The organism is Paraburkholderia sp., assembly GCF_050742655.1.
Taxonomy (GTDB): domain Bacteria; phylum Pseudomonadota; class Gammaproteobacteria; order Burkholderiales; family Burkholderiaceae; genus Paraburkholderia.
In genome coordinates, this window is sequence record NZ_JBOIGG010000002.1 from 276,568 (window position 1) to 294,367 (window position 17,800).

The following is a 17,800-nucleotide window of genomic DNA, read 5'->3' on the forward strand; positions in this document are numbered from 1 at the left end:
CTCATCCGTCCAGCAGGTGGGAAAAGTAGCGGCTCGATTGCTCACGACGCACGATCGAGATGCCATAGGCAGCCAGAACCACCAGTTCGGCGATAAGAAATGACCACGCCGCACCTTCCGCGCCTAAACGCGGAATCAGCGTCAGCGCGAGAACGACGTTCAAGCATCCAGCAATCAGTGTCACCAGCGAGCGCTTCCGTCCCTCGCCGAAAGGCACGAGCACCAGCAAACCCAGCAGGTACGAAAGGTTTCCGAACATCGCGGAGAAGCACAGAATGGAGAGAACCGGCGAAGCGCCTTGATACTCGCCACCTAGAAACAATCGCGTTAGCGGCGCCGACAGCAGAAAAAAGAACAGACCGCTCGCCACGGATGCAACTACGGTAACCGTCGCTCCGATCAAGGTCAGTCTCGCTGAAGCGTGCCGGTTTTCCATGAACAGGCCGGAAACGCGCGGATAAAGCACCGCCGTAAGCTGCGTCGGGATCAGATTGCCGACCGTCCTGAGCTTGTCCGCCGCGGCATAAAGACCCACCTGATAAGGACCCGCTAGCGAAGCCAGAATGACCGTATTAGCGGCACCAAAAAGCGTGACAGAGGCGGTCGCGACGAACATGTCGAAGCCTTGCAGGAGTCGCTGCCGCATCGCGCTCCATGAGGTATCGGGTTTTCGCAACATCCCGAGATGCCATGCGATTCCGATTGAAATGAATGCCCCTGCGACAGGTCCTGCCGATTGAATGGCTGCTGCGGCGATCACGTCGTCCGGCTTGTGCACCAGGAAGAATGTCAGCGGCAACATCACCAGACGACTAGCAAATACCATTGCCGCGATGAGGTAGAAGCGCTCAAGGCCTTGAAAAAGCCAGTAAAGCGTAAAGACGTTGCCGACCACAGCCATCCAGCAAAGCAGAATCACGACACCGGAAGAAGCCATTCTCCGGTCGAACCAGAGTACGACCGCGAGCGCTGCGAAAGCGATAACGCAAAGACATGCCTTGCTGCCAGCAATGGACCAGATCAGGCTATTGAGCAATCGAGGTTGATCGCGACATTCGACCACCGCTTTAGGGCCACTCAGATTGAAGCCCCATTCGGTCAGGACAGTTCCGTATGCCGCCGTTGCCATACCGAAAGCGAGAACTCCAAAATGCGCCGGCCCCAAAACACGGGTCAAGTAAGGAAACGTCGCGAACGCAGCGAGGTAGTTCACAACGAACGTCACGACCATGACGACCACGTTTCGCCCGACGCGTTGTCCCGCGCTTGCGGGAGCGCAACCCGGTTCGATGCGCGCCGTCACAAGCGGGCCGTTCACGCCGCACCTCTTCGATCTCGCGACGTGCATCCGCAATTGTCGGCAGGTGGTAATGGCCTAACCATGCGCCAACACCCCCCGCGTATCAATCACCACCTTCGCCTGCAACCTGACCGGATCGATCCGTCTAAATTGCGTGTGGTCGACGAGAATCACAACAACATCCGCCTGCGCGAGCGCGCCCGCCAACTCGCCAAGCCGCACCTTACCGTCCAGCGAAGGCGGCAACACGTCGACGTTCGGCTCCACCGCGATCACCTGTCCTTCGAAACGGTCGGCGAGCTGGCTCACGATTTCGATCGCGGGGCTCTCGCGCAGGTCATCGATGTTCGCCTTGAACGCCAGCCCCAGGCACGCAATCACCGGCTCGCGAAACCGCTTCGCCGCGCGCTCGACCCGCTCCACCACATAATGCGGCTTCTCATCATTCACCGCCCTTGCCGTCCTGATCAACCTCGCATGCTCCGGCGCCGAATCCACAATGAACCACGGATCAACCGCAATACAATGCCCGCCCACCCCCGGCCCCGGCTGCAGAATACTCACCCGCGGATGCCGGTTCGCGAGCCGGATCAATTCCCACACATTGATGTCGAGCTTGTCCGAGATGATCGACAGCTCGTTCGCGAACGCGATGTTCACGTCGCGAAACGAGTTCTCCGTCAGCTTGCACATCTCCGCGGTACGCGCGTCGGTCAGCACGCATTCGCCGCGCACGAAGGTCTGGTACAGCTCGGCTGCGGTCTCGCTGCAGCGGCGCGTCATCCCGCCGATCACGCGGTCGTTCTCCACCAGCTCGCGAATCACGTGGCCCGGCAGCACGCGCTCCGGGCAATGCGCGACGCGAATGTCAGAAGCCTCGCCAGCCTGCTGCGGAAAACTCAGGTCGGGTCGCATCTCGGCGAGCCATGCGGCGACCTTCTCGGTCGTGCCGACTGGCGACGTCGATTCGAGCACAACCAGATCGCCCGCCTTCAGCACGCTCGCGATCGCGCGACTCGCGGCCTCGACATAGCTCAGGTCCGGCTTGTGGCCATCGCCGAACGGCGTCGGCACGGCGATCAGGAATGCGTCGGCCGGCTCGGGCTCGGTGGTCGCGCGCAAATGGCCCTGCGTCACGGCGGCGCGCACGAGCATGTCGAGTTCGGGCTCGACGATGTGCACTTCGCCGCGATTGATCGTGTCGACGGTCGCGCGGTTCACGTCGACGCCGACGACGGTCTTGCGTCGCGCCGCGAACGCGGCCGCGGTGGGCAGCCCGATATATCCGAGCCCAATGATGGAAACGACTTCGAATGACATGGTGTGTGGTCTCTTCGCTTTTTGTGTTTTGTTTTCAGTGCACGGCGACCGGCTGCGGTGCATCGGCGCCGGTCGGCCACAGCGCCGCGGGCAGCGCGGCGGCGATCCGTTCGCACGCGCGGCCGTCGCCGTACGGGTTGTGTGCGCGGCTCATCGCGTTGTATTCGTCGTAGTCGTTCAGCAAGCGTTCGACGGTATCGGCGATGCGCTGCGCGTCAGTGCCGACGAGTCGCACGGTGCCCGCTGCAACGGCCTCGGGACGCTCCGTGGTGTCGCGCATCACGAGCACGGGCTTGCCGAGCGACGGCGCCTCTTCCTGAATACCGCCGGAGTCGGTCAGGATCAGCCACGCACGCGTCATCAGGTACACGAACTGCAGGTACTCCTGCGGCTCGATCAGCACGATGTTGCGCACGTTGCCGAGCAGCCGGTTCACCGGCTCGCGGACATTCGGATTCAGATGCACGGGATAGACGATCTGCACCTCCGGATGCGTCGCGGCGATGCGCAGCAGCGCGGCGCAAATATCTTCGAAGCCCCGGCCGAAGTTCTCGCGGCGATGTCCGGTGACGAGGATCATCCGCTTCGTGTCGTCGAGAAACGGAAACGTGCGGTGCAGGCGCTGTGCTAGATCGCGCTCGCGATCGAGCCGCGCCTGCACGGCGAGCAGCGCATCGATCACGGTGTTGCCGGTCACGACGATCCGCTCCGGTGCAATCCCTTCGCGCAGCAGGTTGCCGCGCGACGTTTCGGTCGGCGCAAAGTGATGCGCAGCCAGCGCGGCGGTCAGCTTGCGGTTCGCTTCCTCGGGCCACGGCGAATACAGGTTGCCGGTGCGCAGCCCCGCTTCGACGTGTCCAACGGGCACGCGCTGGTAGTACGCAGCCAGCGACGTCGCGAACGTCGTCGTGGTGTCGCCGTGTACTAGCACGAGGTCCGGGCGGCTCGCTTCGAGCACGGGGCCAAGCTTGCCGAGCATGTGGCCCGTCAGGTCGGTCAGCGTCTGGCCGGCGCGCATCACGTCGAGGTCGTAGTCAGGCGTGATGGCGAACAGGTCGAGCACCTGGTCGAGCATCTGCCGGTGCTGCGCGGTCACGCACACTTCGCAGTCGATCTGCTCCATAGCTCGCAGCCGGTGCACGAGGGGTGCCATCTTGATCGCCTCGGGCCGCGTGCCGAACGTCACGAGAATCTTCTTTCTGCCGATGTCCATGATGAGCTCCGTTCGTCTGTTTACCGACTGCCTAGTTGCGCTTCCTGCTCGTTGCCGCGATATGCGTAACCACCGTAGTTACCGTATTGCGCCGAGCGCAGGCCTGGCCGGAAGCCGTTGAACACGACGCCAGTCACCTTCGCGCCGACCCGTTCGATGCGCTTCACCGATTCGAGAATCTCGCCATTGCTGGTCATCCCCGAACGCGCAGCGAGCAGCACGACGCCCGCGTAAGGCGCGAACACGGTCGCGTCGGTGACGGGCAGCACGGGCGGTGCATCGAGCAGCACGACGTCGTAGCGCTGCGATGCCCACGCGAGAATCTCGGCGAGGCCTCCCGCGGAGAACAGTTCGACCGGTTGTGCGATCAGCGGTCCAGCCGGCAAAAAATCGACGTTCGGTGTGATGTCGGAAACGATCGCCTGTTCGATCGCTGTGTCGTCGCGCAGCACGTCGGTCAAGCCGACGCGTCCCGGCACGCCGAAATCGGCTGCGAGGTGACCGCGACGCAAATCGCCGTCGATCAGCAGCACGCGCTTTTTAGACAGGCCGATCAGCGTCGCGAGGTTCGCCGAAATGAACGACTTGCCGATGCCAACCGACGGTCCGGTCATCAGCACGATGTTGTTCTCGGGCCGCTCGAGCAGCGTGAACTGCAGCGCGGTGCACAGGCTGCGCAGCGCTTCGACGGCAGGCTCCTGTGGCCGTGCAAGCGCGAGGATCGACGGTACGTGGTCGGAGCGTTCTCCCGGTCGCATCAGCTGGCGTTGCGCGACGCTCAGCGGAATCGTCGCGATCACGTTCAACATCGCGTCGCGTTCGATGTCCATCGGATCAGTCAAACCGCCGAACAGTGCGGCCCGCACGACCGCGGTGCCGACGCCACACAGCAGACCGAGCGCGGCGGCGATCGCGACGACGAGCACGCGCTTCGGCTTGACAGACTCGTCGGGAACGACGGCGTGATCGATCACGCGCACGTTGCCGATCTTGCTGGCGGTCGCGAGACGCAGTTGCTGGATGCTGTTCAGCAGGCCAACGTAGAGATCGGTTTCGACGGTCACGTCGCGCTTCAGTCGCACGAGGTTCTGCTGCGCATCGGGCAGGCGCTGGATCGAGCCGTTGAACGAATCGACGTTCATTCGGGCCGCGGCGATCTGCTGGTCGAGTGCGGCCAGCGCGGGATGCTGCGGCGTGTACAGCGCGACCATTTCCTTGCGCTTCTGTTCGAGTTCGAACAGGCTCGACTGTGCGGCAACCGACTGCGTGAGCACCGCCTTCGCCTGCTCGCTCAGGTCGATCAGTTCATGCTTGTTCTGATACGCGTTAAGGCGGTCCTCGACCACGCGCAAGTCGCGTTCGACGTCGGGCAACTGCGCGTTCAGGAACTGCAGCGACTTATCCGCTGTCGCTGCCTTGCGGTCGGCGTTCTGCCGCACGTAGTTGTCGGCGATTTCGTTGAGCACCGCGGCCGCAAGCACGGGGTCGGGATTCTCGTAGGTAACGCCGATCACGCCCGACTGGTCCTTGCCCTTCTCGGTGATCGTCAGGTCCTTCTGCAACTGGTCGAGCACCTTCAGCTTCGAATAGCGCTTCACGACGAACTGCGCATCCGGGTGGCCGTCGAGTTGCGACACGAGCAACGTGATGTCGCCGGCAGACGTGTGCACTTTTAGCGGCGTACCGATCTGGCCGGTCGCGTCCGCATCGAGATCGCTGCCGGACAGCCGGTAGTGGTTGCCGCCGAGCGCCGTGACGACGAAGCGGTCTTCCTCGAAATCCTTCGGTACGTCGAACTGGCGCACGGCAATCTGCTCGGAACCCCACGCATAGCCACCGAAGCCGAGTAGTCCCGGCTGCGACAGCGTGCGGCCGTGTCGCGCGACCCACGAGCCGAGCAACGGGAAATAGCGCGGCTGCGCGTCGATATACAGGCCAAGATCGTTAACGACACTGTCGGTGACGAGTCGCGAGTGCAGGATTTCCATCTCGCCGTCGTCGGTGGATTTGACGTCGAACAGCGAACTCAGTCCACCGATCAGGTTGCCTGCCGCGGCACCGGCGAGGTCGCCGTTGCTTTCCACCTGCACGGTAATGTCGACGCTGTACACGGGCCGCGCGACGAACGCATAGAGCGCACCGATCAGCACGAAAACGACCGTCACGGCAACGATCGTCTTCACGTTCTTGATCAGCACGTCGAGCACCGCGCGGATGTCGATCTCATCGGCATCGCGGTTATCGCGGGAAAAATGGTTGTGAATAGTCGGAGAGTTCATGGTCGCGGCAGGTTTGTCGTGGCACGGGTGCACGGGCACAGGCGAATGCGGGAGCGGTTGTCGTAACAGGTCATGTCAGCTCCTGCTCAACGACAGGCGGGCGATGCGTTGAGTCCAGTCCTGCACGCCGTGGTCGATCAGCGTCAACGCGTATTCGTAGCTGCGATGCGGTCGCCCGAACGGGTCGGGCACGTCGGTCGGGTACGCTTCGGCGAGCCGGTACACGCGGCCGCGTGCGATCGGATAGAAGCGTTCGATGGCGTGCTTCTGCTCCAGCTCCATCACGAGAATCAGGTCGGCGACGCGGCACATCCGCTCGTCGAGCCGGCGCGCGCGATGCGCGGACATATCGATGCCGCGCGTCGCGAGCAGCGAGGCGGCGATCGGATCGATTCCCGCACCGGCCACCGCCGACAGTCCCGCCGACGCGACCACGATGTCCGCCATCTCGCGTCGCAGGAGCCCCTGCGCAATCGGGCTGCGGCACAGGTTGCCTTCGCAGACCACCAGGATTCGGTCGATCATTTCGTCACAATCGCAGTAGTGAGGCCGGCGTTGATCGCCGGCAACAGCAGGCTCAGCACGCGGCTGAAGCGCACGAGGCCGTTGCCGTCCACGTACACGACATCTTTCGGCTGCAGTTCGAACTGGTTTGCGAGCACCATCGACACAGGCGAACGCGCATCGAGATGGAACACCTGCGGCTTCGCGTCGGTCGAGCCGCGAATCACATACAACTGCGCGGCATCCGCGCTCGTGCTGTTCAGGCTGCCCGCCTGCGACAACGCATCGCTCAGCGTGAGCTTGCCGGTCTTCAACGGAATCGCCGTCACGGGCTTGTTCACTTCGCCCATCACGTACACGCCGTTTTCGTCGCGCGACACGACGCGCAGCAGGTCGCCGTTCTTCAGCACGATCTTCGACGGGTTCTGGTCGCGCTCGAGCATCCGCGACAGGTTCAGCGGATACGACACGCCGTCGCGCACCAGCACCATGCGGCTCTGGTCCGCGTTCGGACTGAAACCGCCGGCGCGGCTTACCGCTTCGTACAGCGTCATCGGCACGTCGTTGATCGGCACGGTGCCCGGCGTATGCACTTCGCCGTCCACGTACACCTGCTTCGCGCGGAACGACGCGACGCGCACCGTTACCTGCGGCTTCTGGAACACCTTCGCGAGTTCCGTAAAGACGGCGTGCTGTGCGCCGTCGGGTTGCAACCCCGCGACGTGCACGTTGCCCGCATACGGCACCTGGACGTTGCCCTCGCTGTCGACGACGAAACCGAGCGCCGGGTCGAACGGGCGGCCGTTGGTCTGCGGCTGCGCGCCGAGCGCTGCCGTCAGTTCGGGGTGGTCCCAGATCGTGATCTGCAGGACGTCGCCGGTGCCGATCGTGTAGGGTCCCGGCGCCGCCGACAGGTCGCGCAGTTGCTCGGTGTTGGTCTGCGCAGCCGCATCGCGCAGCTGGCGGATCAGCGTCGTGTTGATGTCGGCGATCGGCACCGGCACGTCGGTCGGCTGCGTCTGCGCATCGCCGCTCGTGACCGGCAGCGTCGCGGGCGTGATCATCCGCATGCCGGGCGCGACGCCGCATGCGGACAGCACGAGGCTCGCCGCGAGCATGCACGCTCGCGCGCTCCGCGTGCTCCATCTACGCGGAGGGCCTGCGTCAGGCCGGTTGGTTATCGTCAATCCCATCTGGTTCACCCCGTATCGTTTGCTGTTTTGTCGTGTCGCGATTCGCGCGGCGCTGAGAGGTCGCGCGCGATCGCGGTCATCGGTCCGTCAGAATGCGTTGCCGTGTACGAAGCCTTTCGCGATCGTCGCCGCGACGATGCGCATGTCGAGCGCAAACGACCAGTTGCGCAGGTAGTACAGGTCGTGCTCGACGCGCCCCTGCATCTTCTCGACGCGATCGGTCTCGCCGCGAAAGCCGTTTACCTGCGCCCAGCCGGTGATGCCCGGCTTGATCCGGTAACGATGGATGTAGCCGTTGACCACCTTCTGGTACAGCTCGTCGTGTTCGAGCGCATGCGGACGCGGGCCAACCACCGACATCTCGCCGCGCAGCACGTTGAGGAACTGCGGCAGTTCGTCGAGACTCGTGCGGCGCAGAAACGCACCGAGGCGCGTCACGCGGCTGTCGTTGCGCGTCGCCTGCGTGATCACACCGGGTTTCTCGTCGTGCGGGCGCATCGTGCGGAACTTGTAGATGCGGAACACGCGGCCATCCGCACCCTTGCGCTGCTGCGTGAACAGCACCGGTCCGCGCGACGTGAGCTTGATTGCGACAGCGATCGCGACGAGCAGCGGTGCGAGCGTGAATAGCGCGGCCGCGGCGAACACGCGGTCGAACACGTCCTTCTTCGCGAGCGCGTGCGGCGACAGCGGCGACGCGACGAGGTTGATCGCGGGCACGCCGATCAGATCGATCATGCAGTTGTCGAACAGCGCGAGACTGCTGACGTCGGGGATGAAACGGATGCTGACGAGGTCGTCACGGAACTCGTTGACGAGCCGCAGCATCGTGTGTTCTTCCGATAGCGGCAACGCGAGCCATAGCTCCTGCCAGCCTTCGGCGCGCACGTGACGCACGAATTGCGCGAGATCGTCGAAGGTCGGTATGCCGGCGATTGCGGACGCCTGGGTCGGCATAACGGGGGCAATGGGCGCGACATCGAACACGGCCGCCGCACGAAAGCCGCTGGCAGGCGACGCGGCAATGTTGCGCACGACGTCGCGGCAATGTTCGCCGCACCCGACGATCGCGACGTTGCGCAGGTTGAGCCCCGCGTTCCGCACACGGCGTAGCACCGCATGCGTCGCGAGCCGCGACACGACCAGCGCGCCGCCGGTCACGCAGGTCCAGTACCCGAACCACAGCCGCGACACGAAATCGATCCGGTGCAGCGAAAACATCAGCACCAGCGCGCAGCCCTGCACGACGAACCACGCCAGCGACATCTGGCTCGCGAGGCTCAGCAGCGAACGGCCGCGCCACGACTGATAGATACCGAAAACCGGAAAGAGCGTCAGCGTGAAGGCCGTCGCGGATGCAACAAACGCGACGAACGCGACGTCGAGATGCGCGACGGCGAGATCGGAGAAGCGCGCCTGCGCCGCGACCGCCGCACCGCCGACGATCAGCAGTACGTCCATTGCGCGCGCAAGCAGACCCTCGGGACCGTGACCATGCGCCCTGCGGCGCGCGTAAGCGAAATCGACGGTACTCATGCCGCGTCCCGTGCGGACAAATACCGGGTCAAACCATGCGACGTGCGCCCCCGCGCCGCCGCTATGCTGCGTTTCGATCGGTCTGTGCTCATTCTGTTCTTCCTCTTTTTTCACAGACGCACGGCCGCTCTCCCGGCTCGCACGATTTATTCGAATGTTGTCGCTGCGGTGTGGACGCAGCGGTACTGCACCTGCAATCGCGTTTCGCGCGGCAACACCTTCCCCCGCACGCGAAATGCGCACTACAAAAACCCGACACAAGCCGGCTCGCCGTGCGGACGCGAAGGTCCCCGCGGGTTCAACCGGTCATCGGAAACTGCGTGTTAAGAGCCGCGTAAATAGTGCTGCGCGCGCACGAGGTGCCCGCGACGATCACGCGACTGAAGACGTGTCCGCATGCAGCGCGCGGACAGGGTTGGAAGAAGAGAGATCCGCTGGCTCACCCCGGGCCCAAGCGGTCGATTCAAACAATGAGTCATCTACAGGTCCTGTCTTATGTATGTCAGGTTGTGCAATGCGCCATCGACTAAGCAGCATCCATGCCAAATGAGTATTGGCGCCTCGTTTAAACGCGCGCACCGTCGCGCAGCCCGCATGACGTATGCGTTTTACCTGGGCGTTGCTGCGACGGCGCATGCGTGCAGCTGCAGCGAAAGATGTTTCGATGAAGCGCTTGTTACGTAACGCCACGCCGTAACAGACCGGAACAGCGGCGCTCGACGCGCGGCAGATTCGTACGCCGCGTCGACACCCGATGCATGAAACGACGGCCTGCCGTGCTCTCCGGGCAGCATGCACCTCCGCGCCCAGCCGCGTCGCACGGGCTCTTCGATGGCATGGAATCTGCTGATTCCCGTAGGGACACTGCGGCCGCATCGATCCGGGCAGCGATTGAGCGATTGCGACGACGATTACGTCCACTACACGCCGACATCAATAGAACGACACGCGAGGGACCCGGGTGCAAAGCGAACAACTCAGACAGACACAGACGACCGGCACACCGGTACGCAACGGATTGAGCGACCGGATCCGCGCGGGACTACGCGCGGGCGAATTCCATCTCGCGTTTCAAGGCATCCACGAATCGCGCACGGGCCGGCTCGTCAGCACCGAGGCACTGCTGCGCTGGACCCATCCGGATTACGGGTTGCTGCTGCCGGATGCCTTTCTCGAGGTGCTCGACGAAGACGCGGAGCTGGCCGTCGACATCACGCACTTCGTGATCGACCGCGCGTGCGCGCAACTCGGCGCATGCATTCGCGCGGGACATCCGGCGCTGCCGATCGCGGTCAACGTGCCGCCCTCGGTGGCCGCGCAGGAAAACTTCGCCACCGAGGTCGAACAGATCGCGCACATGCACGGCATCGCACCCGAGCTGATCGACATCGAACTGATCGAAACCGAGGACACCGCGCGCATTCTCGCGACGCGTGTGCTCACGCGACCGCTACGCGAATCGGGCATCCGCATTTCGATCGACGACTTCGGCACCGGCTATTCGTCGCTCGCGCTGCTGAGCGAAATGGACGTCGACACCGTGAAGCTCGCGCGCGAGCTGCTCACGTTCGTCCCCGCGCGGCAGCGCGCAAGCGCGGTCATCGCGGGCATTCTTGCGCTACTCGACGACCTCGGCATGCGGGTCGTCGTGGAAGGGGTCGAAACCGCCGCTCAGGCCCGCTGGCTCGAGCAATGGCCCAACGTGCTGCTGCAAGGCTTCCACTTTTCGCGGCCCACCGGCGACCTCGCCGCCGTGCTGGACGCCCCTCCGTCCGCGTCCCGCCCGGCGAACCTGCCGTTTGAATCGCATTGAGCCAGCCGGTGACGTGCCCCCCGGATTGGGCCTCCAACCGGGTACCGAAAAAAATTGTCTGACCATTTTTAGCCTGGGTGCCTGCAGCGTCACGGAGGGTTAATTACTCGAACAGCGCGCAAAACAGGTCGTTTTTTTGAATTTAAATTCATGCATGAATTTGGCATAATTCAATGTACCCACTAGTTACTGAAGTGCTGTATGACAACCGTCCCTCTGACCGACGAAGCCTGGCTGCACGTCCGTCATCTGTTTGAAGAACCGGCCGGCACCGCTGGCGTCGGCCGGCCCCGCCGACAGTCCCGCGATGTGCTCAACGGCATCCTGTGGGTGCTGTTGAACGGCGAAAAGTGGCACCATCTGCCCGCCACGTACCCACCCTCGCAGACGTGCTACGCGCGCTGGCTGCAGTGGAAGCGCAGCGGCGTGATGGACGTCGTGCTGGTAGAACTGAAGCGCCACTGCAACGCGACACAGGACGATCTTTCGTCGGACGAGTGCCCGGCCTGACACGGTGCCGCGTCGCGTGCGGTTCAGCTCACCCCTCACCTCGCCGCGCGCTTACGCTTCTCGATCGATGCGATCAGCTCCGTGTGCTCCTCGCGCAGCGCGTCGACGAACTCCATCGTGAGACGCGCGCGAGTCTGATGCGGCGGAAACAGCAGGTAATTCGGAAAATGAAGCGCCGGCGTGAACGGCCGGATCTCGATGTCGGGTCCGGCGTAAGCCTCCGCGACCACCGGATGCGCGAGCGTCACACCCGCGCCGCTGCGGACCATCTCGCAGCAGATCGCCGCGTACTGCGCTTCGAGCGCCATCACGCGCTCCACGCCTGCGCGATCGAATATCTCGTCCATCAGCGTGCGCGTGCCGTCCCCATGACATAGCGACACGAACGATTCGCCGTGGAAATCGGCGGGCTTCAACGTCTTCTTGCGCGCGAGCCGATGCCCCGCCGGCAGCACGCCGACGGCCGCGAGATTCGAGAACAGCTCGGTGTCGCAATTCGATTGCTCGCTCACGTACACCACTATTCCGAGGTCGCAGAAGTGCGACGCGGTCCAGTGATTCACCGTCGTCGACGTGTTCAGATGTAACGACACCGTGACCTCCGGATGCCGCGCATGAAACCGCTGGATCGCGCGTGGCACGAGCGTCAGTCCCGCCGACGGCATCGCCGCGATGCGCAGCCGTCCGGTGCCTCGATTGCGAATCTGCGCCGCCGCGTTGCTCAACCCCTGCAGACCCACGTAAGTCCGCTCGACCTCGCGAAAAAACGCATTGCCCTCGCCGGTCGGAATCAGCCGCACACCGTTGCGCTGGAACAGCAGCAGGCCCGTCTCGCGTTCGAGTTGCGAAATGAGCCGGCTCACGTTCGGCTGCGACGTGAACAGTTCTTTCGCGGCCGCGGTCATCGAACCGCTCAACATCACGGCACGAAACGCTTCGATATGTTTGAGGTTCATCGATTCCAGTCCATATCAAAAATGCATGGATAGTTATTTTATTCGTATTGGACGATATAACACCGACGCAGGACACTCGCTGGGCACGATCGAGACCACACACAACACCTCATACAACACATAGCCGTTCTGGAACCCACCGTCATCGGAGAAGCGTTCATGAATCAGCCCCCGTCCCGCTCCCGCCGGCATCCGCCGCCCTTCCGCCTGCTCGTAGCGACGCTCGCACTCGCGGGCACGGTGCTCGCGCACGCGGAGACGACGCTCTATGTCGCGAACGTCGGCGGCTCGAACGAACAGCTTTACCGGCAGAAGATCATCCCCGCGTTCGAAAAAGCGCACAACGTGAAAATCGTCTACGTGGCGGGCAATTCGAGCGATACGCTCGCGAAGCTGCAGGCGCAAAAGGGACATCAGCAGATCAACGTCGCGGTGATGGACGACGGCCCGATGTACCAGGCGATGCAGCTCGGCCTGTGCGCGAAGATCGACGATGCGCCGGTGCTGAAGGACCTGTACCCGCTCGCGCGGCTCGGTCCGACGGCAATCGGCGTGGGCATGGTCGCGACCGGTCTCGGCTATAACGAAGAGGCGTTCAAAAAAGCGGGGCTACCCCCGCCGGATTCGTGGAACGCGCTCACCGACAAGCGTCTGAAAGGCAGAATCGGTGTGCCGCCGATCACCAACACATATGGCCTGCACACGCTCGTGATGCTCGCACGGCTGAACGGCGGCGGCGAGAAGAACATCGAGCCCGGTTTCGCCGTGATGACGAAGCAGGTCGCGCCGAACGTGCTGTCGTGGGCACCGACACCCGGCGAGATGGACGGGCTGATGCAAAGCGGCGACGTGATCCTCGCGCCGTACGGCAGCGGTCGCGCGGTCGCGCTGCAGAACACCGGCTTTCCGCTGAAGTTTATCTACCCGAAGGAAGGCGGCGTCGCGCTGCAGGTCGGCGCGTGCGCCGTCGCGGAAAACGCGCAGCCTGAGCTGTCGCAGCAGTTCATCCAGTACCTGCTGAGTCCCGACGTGCAGGCGATGCAGGCGCAGGCGATCGGCCTCGGTCCGGTCAACCGCACGGTGAAGCTCACACCCGAGGTCGCCGCGCGCGTGCCGTACGGTCCCGACCAGATCGCGAAGCTCGTCGCGATGGACTGGGCGACGATCAACCCGCACCGCACCGAATGGACGGAGCGCTGGAACCGTTCGGTCGAGCGCTAGCCGCTTAGTTGCCACCCCGCTCCCCTGCCCGCCCCACGATACGACACGATCATGACCTTCCTCACGTTGCAGGGCCTGTCGAAACGCTACGGCGATTTCGCGGCCGTCGAGCAGATCGATCTCTCCGTCGAGCGCGGCGAATTCCTGTCGCTGCTCGGACCATCGGGTTGCGGCAAGACGACGACGCTGCAGATGATCGCCGGTTTCGTCACGCCGACCACGGGCCGCATCGTGCTCGACGGCCGCGACATTACCGCGGAGCGCCCGGAAAAACGCGGGATGGGCGTCGTGTTCCAGAGCTACGCGCTGTTCCCGCACATGACGGTCGAGAACAACGTCGGCTTCGGCCTCGAAATGCGCCGCATGAAGCGGCCCGAGCGGATGCAACGCATCGCGGAAGCGCTCGACCTCGTGCGGCTCGGCGGCCTCGGTGCGCGCTATCCGAAGGAGCTGTCCGGCGGTCAGCGTCAACGCGTCGCGATTGCGCGCGCAATCGCGATGCAGCCGAACCTGCTGCTGCTCGACGAACCGATGTCGAATCTCGACGCGAAGCTGCGCGAAGAAATGCACATCGAACTGCGCGCGATCCAGCGACGGCTCGGCATCACGACGATCCTCGTCACGCACGACCAGGTCGAAGCGATGACGATGAGCGATCGCATCGCGGTGATGCATCGCGGCACCATCGCGCAGTTGAGCACACCGTTCGAAGCCTACGAGCGACCCCGCACGCCGTTCGCGTCGACGTTCCTCGGCCGGACCAATGCACTGCCCGGCGAAGTGATCCGCCGCCATGGACGCTGCGCGGAAGTGTCGGTGGCGGGCACGACGTTGAAAGTGCCGCACGAAGGCCGTGTGGTGCAGGGACGCGTGCACGTCTACATCCGGCCGGAAAAAATGCGCCTCGCGCCACAGGAAACGCATGACGGAACCGCCTCGCGTACGCGCGGCCGGATCGCAACGCGTGTATTCGTTGGCAATCAGTGGCTACTCGAAATCGATTCAGCGCTCGGCAAGCTCTCGGTCACGCAGCCGAATTTCGGCGCGCCGCCGCCCGCCGAAGGAATGGAAGTCGGCATCGACTGGTCCGACGACGATCTGCGCGTACTCGAACAGGAGGCCGCCGATGGCCACGCTTGAACACGATCGCGCGGGCGCCGCGCCGTGGCTGCTGTCGGGGCCGGCGTTGCTGCTGTTCGGCGCGCTGCTGCTGGTGCCGCTCGTGCTCACCCTCATGCTGTCGTTTCACGCATTCAGCGACACGGCCGGCGTCCAGGCCGCATGGACGCTGCAGAACTACGTCCAGGTCGTCACCGATCCGTACTACGGGACGATCTTCCTGCGCACGGCAGGTCTCGCCTGCGCGGTCACGCTCGCGAGCATCGTGCTCGGTGTACCGGAAACCATCGTGCTCGCGCGGATGAAGCAGCCGTGGCAGTCGCTGTGTCTGCTCGTCGTGCTCGGTCCGCTGCTGATCTCGGTCGTCGTGCGCACGCTCGGCTGGCAGATCCTGCTCGGCAACAACGGCGTGCTGAACGACGCGCTGCAGGCGCTGCACATTACGTCGGAGCCGGTGCGTCTCGTGTTCACGATGACCGGTACGATCATCGCGCTCACGCACGTGCTGGTGCCGTTCATGGTGATGTCGGTGTGGGCGACGCTGCAGAAGCTCGATCCGCAGGTCGAATGGGCCGGCCGTTCGCTCGGCGGTTCGCCGGCGAAGGTGTTTCGTCGTGTCGTGCTGCCGCAGATCCTGCCCGGCGTGCTGTCCGGTTCGATCATCGTGTTCGCGCTGTCCGCGTCCGCGTTTGCCACGCCCGCGCTGATCGGTGGACGGCGACTGAAAGTGGTCGCGACGGCCGCGTACGACGAATTCCTCGGCACACTGAACTGGCCGCTCGGCGCGAGCATCGCGGTGTTGTTGCTGGTCGCGAACGTCGCGATCGTCGCGGGCTGCAGCCGGCTCGCCGAACGCCGCTTCCGGCAGGTGTTCGAATGAACGGGACCACGCGCAACGGTTTCTGGGCGCTGGCGTACAACGCGCTGTTCCTCATGTTCATCGCGGCGCCGCTCATCGTCGTCGTGCTCGTCGCGTTCACCGACAAGGGCTTCATCTCGATGCCGTTCGACGGCGCATCGCTGCGCTGGTTCAGGGCCATCCTGCAGAACGGCGACATCGTCGACGCGTTCTGGCTGTCCGCACGGCTTGCGTTCGTCGCGGCGACACTCGGTGTCGCGTTCGCGGTGCCGGCCGCGCTCGCGATCGCGCGCTATCGCTTTCCGGGCCGCGCGGCGCTCACGAGCTTCTTCCTGTCGCCGATGATGATCCCCGCGGTCGTGCTCGGCATCGCGTTCCTGCGCTTCATGTCGATGCTGCATCTGAACGGCTCGTTCTGGCCGCTCGCCGCGACGCACGTCGTGATCGTGCTGCCGTATGCGCTGCGCCTCGCGCTGTCGGCGGCGATCGGACTGGACCGCGATGCGGAACGTGCGGCGCTGTCCTGTGGCGCGAGCCGCTTCACCGCGTTTCGCCGCGTCGTGCTGCCGATGATCCGCACCGGCGTGGCGGGCGGCTGGGTGCTGTCGTTCATCCAGAGCTTCGACGAACTGACGATGACGATTTTCGTCGCGACACCCGGCACGACGACGCTGCCCGTCGCGATGTACAACCAGATCGCGCAGACGATCGATCCGCTCGTCACCTCGGTGGCGACGTTGATGATCGCCGGCACGATCGTATTGATGGTGCTGCTCGACCGGCTGGCCGGGCTGGACCGCATTCTGATCGGAGAATCTCGATGAACGGAACGACCTTCGCGAGCCCCGACGTGCTGGTGATCGGTGGCGGCCTCGTGGGTTCCGCGGTCGCGTGCGGTCTCGCGCGCGCAGGCGCGCGCGTCGCGGTGCTCGACCAGGACGACGGCGGTTTTCGCGCGTCGCGCGGCAACTTCGGTCTCGTGTGGGTGCAGGGCAAAGGTTATGGACTCACGCCGTATGCGCGCTGGACCCGCAGCTCGTCGGAGCGCTGGCCCGCGTTCGCGGCGTCGCTCCAGGACAGCACCGGCATCGACGTCGCGCTGCGCCAGCCAGGCGGTTTTCATTTCTGCTTCTCGGACGAAGAACTCGCCGTCCGAAAAGAACGCCTGTCGACGCTGCAACGCGAACTGGGCGGCGACTATCCGTATGAACTGCTCGATGCACGCGAGGTGCGCGACCGGCTGCCCGCGGTCGGCCCTGCTGTGATCGGCGCGAGCTACACGCCGATGGACGGTCACGTGAATCCGCTCAAGCTGCTGCGCGCGCTGCATGCGGATATGCAGCGGCGCGGTGTGACGCTCGTCAACGGCGTGGACGTGCGGCGCATCGAGCCGCAGGCCAGCGGTTTCGTCGCGCACGCGACGCAGCGTGCCTGGCGTGCGCCGCGCATCGTGCTCGCCGCCGGGCTCGGCAATCGCGCGCTCGCGCCGCAGGTCGGGCTGCATGCACCGGTTGCGCCGAACCGCGGCCAGGTGCTCGTCAGCGAACGCGTTGCGCGCTTCCTCGATTACCCGACGCTCAACGTGCGGCAGACCGACGAAGGCTCGGTGCAGTTCGGCGATTCGATGGAGGAAGTCGGTTACAACGACTTCACGACGACCGACGTGCTGTCCGCGATCGCGCGTCGCAACCTGCGCGCGTTCCCGCTACTGCGCGACGTGCGGCTCGTGCGCATGTGGGCCGCGCTGCGCGTCTACAGCCCCGATGGCTTCCCGGTCTACGACGAATCGACGCAGTATCCCGGCGCATTCGTCGTGACCTGCCACAGCGGCGTGACGCTCGCAGCCGCGCACGCGCTGCGGATCGCGCCGTGGATCGCCGGTGCTTCGATGCCGGACGAACTCCCCGCCTTCGCCGGACGCCGCTTCCTCGATGCCGGCGTCACGACGAATCACGCTCATTGATCCACGCCACTGAC

The 17,800-nt window shown here is 64.5% G+C and carries 15 protein-coding genes; 7 read left to right on the forward strand and 8 right to left on the reverse strand.

Features of this window, described 5'->3' with window-relative positions:
• Nucleotide 1 precedes the first annotated feature (1 nt).
• The 7 genes from ACREXZ_RS03885 to ACREXZ_RS03915 form a co-directional block, all read right to left on the reverse strand.
• Nucleotides 2–1,318: a flippase gene (locus tag ACREXZ_RS03885; protein WP_431762714.1), complete on the reverse strand. Its 1,317-nt coding sequence runs from the start codon at nucleotides 1,316–1,318 to the stop codon at nucleotides 2–4.
• A gap of 57 nt (nucleotides 1,319–1,375) precedes the next feature.
• Entirely contained in the window at nucleotides 1,376–2,620 is a 1,245-nt protein-coding gene (gene wecC, locus ACREXZ_RS03890) for a UDP-N-acetyl-D-mannosamine dehydrogenase (RefSeq protein ID WP_431762715.1), read from the reverse strand.
• A 34-nt stretch (nucleotides 2,621–2,654) separates the two neighbouring features.
• On the reverse strand, nucleotides 2,655–3,833 hold the full coding sequence (gene wecB, locus ACREXZ_RS03895; RefSeq protein ID WP_431762716.1) for a non-hydrolyzing UDP-N-acetylglucosamine 2-epimerase: 1,179 nt from the start codon (nucleotides 3,831–3,833) through the stop codon (nucleotides 2,655–2,657).
• A 20-nt stretch (nucleotides 3,834–3,853) separates the two neighbouring features.
• Nucleotides 3,854–6,112, reverse strand: a complete 2,259-nt coding sequence (locus ACREXZ_RS03900) for a polysaccharide biosynthesis tyrosine autokinase (RefSeq protein ID WP_431762717.1) — start codon at nucleotides 6,110–6,112, stop codon at nucleotides 3,854–3,856.
• 75 nt (nucleotides 6,113–6,187) lie between these two features.
• Nucleotides 6,188–6,637 carry a low molecular weight protein-tyrosine-phosphatase gene (locus ACREXZ_RS03905; protein WP_431762718.1) on the reverse strand — a complete coding sequence of 150 codons (450 nt, stop codon included), beginning with the start codon at nucleotides 6,635–6,637 and terminating at the stop codon, nucleotides 6,188–6,190.
• Nucleotides 6,634–7,734 (reverse strand): polysaccharide biosynthesis/export family protein, encoded by a 1,101-nt coding sequence (locus tag ACREXZ_RS03910; protein WP_431762719.1) that lies wholly within the window; start codon nucleotides 7,732–7,734, stop codon nucleotides 6,634–6,636. Before ACREXZ_RS03910 ends, ACREXZ_RS03905 begins: the two co-directional genes overlap by 4 nt.
• 162 nt (nucleotides 7,735–7,896) lie before the next feature.
• Complete coding sequence (locus tag ACREXZ_RS03915; RefSeq protein WP_431762720.1) at nucleotides 7,897–9,345, reverse strand: undecaprenyl-phosphate glucose phosphotransferase; 1,449 nt, start codon at nucleotides 9,343–9,345, stop codon at nucleotides 7,897–7,899.
• Nucleotides 9,346–10,306: 961 nt separating this feature from the next.
• Between ACREXZ_RS03915 and ACREXZ_RS03920 the strand changes: the two genes are divergently transcribed.
• Together ACREXZ_RS03920 and ACREXZ_RS03925 are read left to right on the forward strand one after the other, a co-directional pair.
• Nucleotides 10,307–11,158: an EAL domain-containing protein gene (locus tag ACREXZ_RS03920; RefSeq protein WP_431762721.1), complete on the forward strand. Its 852-nt coding sequence runs from the start codon at nucleotides 10,307–10,309 to the stop codon at nucleotides 11,156–11,158.
• A 201-nt stretch (nucleotides 11,159–11,359) separates the two neighbouring features.
• Nucleotides 11,360–11,668, forward strand: a complete 309-nt coding sequence (locus tag ACREXZ_RS03925; RefSeq protein WP_431762722.1) for a transposase — start codon at nucleotides 11,360–11,362, stop codon at nucleotides 11,666–11,668.
• Nucleotides 11,669–11,703: 35 nt separating this feature from the next.
• Here ACREXZ_RS03925 and ACREXZ_RS03930 read toward each other — a convergent pair whose 3' ends face one another.
• Complete coding sequence (locus tag ACREXZ_RS03930; RefSeq protein WP_431762723.1) at nucleotides 11,704–12,624, reverse strand: LysR substrate-binding domain-containing protein; 921 nt, start codon at nucleotides 12,622–12,624, stop codon at nucleotides 11,704–11,706.
• 159 nt (nucleotides 12,625–12,783) lie between these two features.
• On the opposite strand from ACREXZ_RS03930, the gene ACREXZ_RS03935 reads away from it, so the two are divergent.
• From ACREXZ_RS03935 to ACREXZ_RS03955, 5 genes are read left to right on the forward strand one after another with little or no spacing between them, the layout of a single operon-like run.
• Entirely contained in the window at nucleotides 12,784–13,845 is a 1,062-nt protein-coding gene (locus tag ACREXZ_RS03935) for an ABC transporter substrate-binding protein (protein WP_431762724.1), read from the forward strand.
• Between the two features lie 51 nt (nucleotides 13,846–13,896).
• On the forward strand, nucleotides 13,897–14,985 hold the full coding sequence (locus tag ACREXZ_RS03940) for an ABC transporter ATP-binding protein (RefSeq protein WP_431762725.1): 1,089 nt from the start codon (nucleotides 13,897–13,899) through the stop codon (nucleotides 14,983–14,985).
• Nucleotides 14,972–15,844 (forward strand): ABC transporter permease, encoded by an 873-nt coding sequence (locus tag ACREXZ_RS03945; RefSeq protein WP_431762726.1) that lies wholly within the window; start codon nucleotides 14,972–14,974, stop codon nucleotides 15,842–15,844. Before ACREXZ_RS03940 ends, ACREXZ_RS03945 begins: the two co-directional genes overlap by 14 nt.
• On the forward strand, nucleotides 15,841–16,647 hold the full coding sequence (locus ACREXZ_RS03950; protein ID WP_431762727.1) for an ABC transporter permease: 807 nt from the start codon (nucleotides 15,841–15,843) through the stop codon (nucleotides 16,645–16,647). The genes ACREXZ_RS03945 and ACREXZ_RS03950 overlap by 4 nt, the downstream gene beginning before the upstream one ends.
• Nucleotides 16,644–17,786, forward strand: a complete 1,143-nt coding sequence (locus ACREXZ_RS03955) for an NAD(P)/FAD-dependent oxidoreductase (RefSeq protein ID WP_431762728.1) — start codon at nucleotides 16,644–16,646, stop codon at nucleotides 17,784–17,786. Before ACREXZ_RS03950 ends, ACREXZ_RS03955 begins: the two co-directional genes overlap by 4 nt.
• Nucleotides 17,787–17,800: the final 14 nt, after the last annotated feature.

What these genes read in the sequence shown, in the direction of transcription:
- ACREXZ_RS03900 (WP_431762717.1), bottom strand. Translation starts at nt 6,112, where the DNA reads ATGAACTCTCCGACTATTCACAACCATTTTTCCCGCGATAACCGCGAT.
- wecC (WP_431762715.1), bottom strand. Translation starts at nt 2,620, where the DNA reads ATGTCATTCGAAGTCGTTTCCATCATTGGGCTCGGATATATCGGGCTG.
- ACREXZ_RS03945 (WP_431762726.1), top strand. Translation starts at nt 14,972, where the DNA reads ATGGCCACGCTTGAACACGATCGCGCGGGCGCCGCGCCGTGGCTGCTG.
- ACREXZ_RS03905 (WP_431762718.1), bottom strand. Translation starts at nt 6,637, where the DNA reads ATGATCGACCGAATCCTGGTGGTCTGCGAAGGCAACCTGTGCCGCAGC.
- ACREXZ_RS03915 (WP_431762720.1), bottom strand. Translation starts at nt 9,345, where the DNA reads ATGAGTACCGTCGATTTCGCTTACGCGCGCCGCAGGGCGCATGGTCAC.
- ACREXZ_RS03955 (WP_431762728.1), top strand. Translation starts at nt 16,644, where the DNA reads ATGAACGGAACGACCTTCGCGAGCCCCGACGTGCTGGTGATCGGTGGC.
- ACREXZ_RS03940 (WP_431762725.1), top strand. Translation starts at nt 13,897, where the DNA reads ATGACCTTCCTCACGTTGCAGGGCCTGTCGAAACGCTACGGCGATTTC.
- ACREXZ_RS03935 (WP_431762724.1), top strand. Translation starts at nt 12,784, where the DNA reads ATGAATCAGCCCCCGTCCCGCTCCCGCCGGCATCCGCCGCCCTTCCGC.
- ACREXZ_RS03910 (WP_431762719.1), bottom strand. Translation starts at nt 7,734, where the DNA reads ATGCTCGCGGCGAGCCTCGTGCTGTCCGCATGCGGCGTCGCGCCCGGC.
- ACREXZ_RS03950 (WP_431762727.1), top strand. Translation starts at nt 15,841, where the DNA reads ATGAACGGGACCACGCGCAACGGTTTCTGGGCGCTGGCGTACAACGCG.
- ACREXZ_RS03925 (WP_431762722.1), top strand. Translation starts at nt 11,360, where the DNA reads ATGACAACCGTCCCTCTGACCGACGAAGCCTGGCTGCACGTCCGTCAT.
- wecB (WP_431762716.1), bottom strand. Translation starts at nt 3,833, where the DNA reads ATGGACATCGGCAGAAAGAAGATTCTCGTGACGTTCGGCACGCGGCCC.
- ACREXZ_RS03930 (WP_431762723.1), bottom strand. Translation starts at nt 12,624, where the DNA reads ATGAACCTCAAACATATCGAAGCGTTTCGTGCCGTGATGTTGAGCGGT.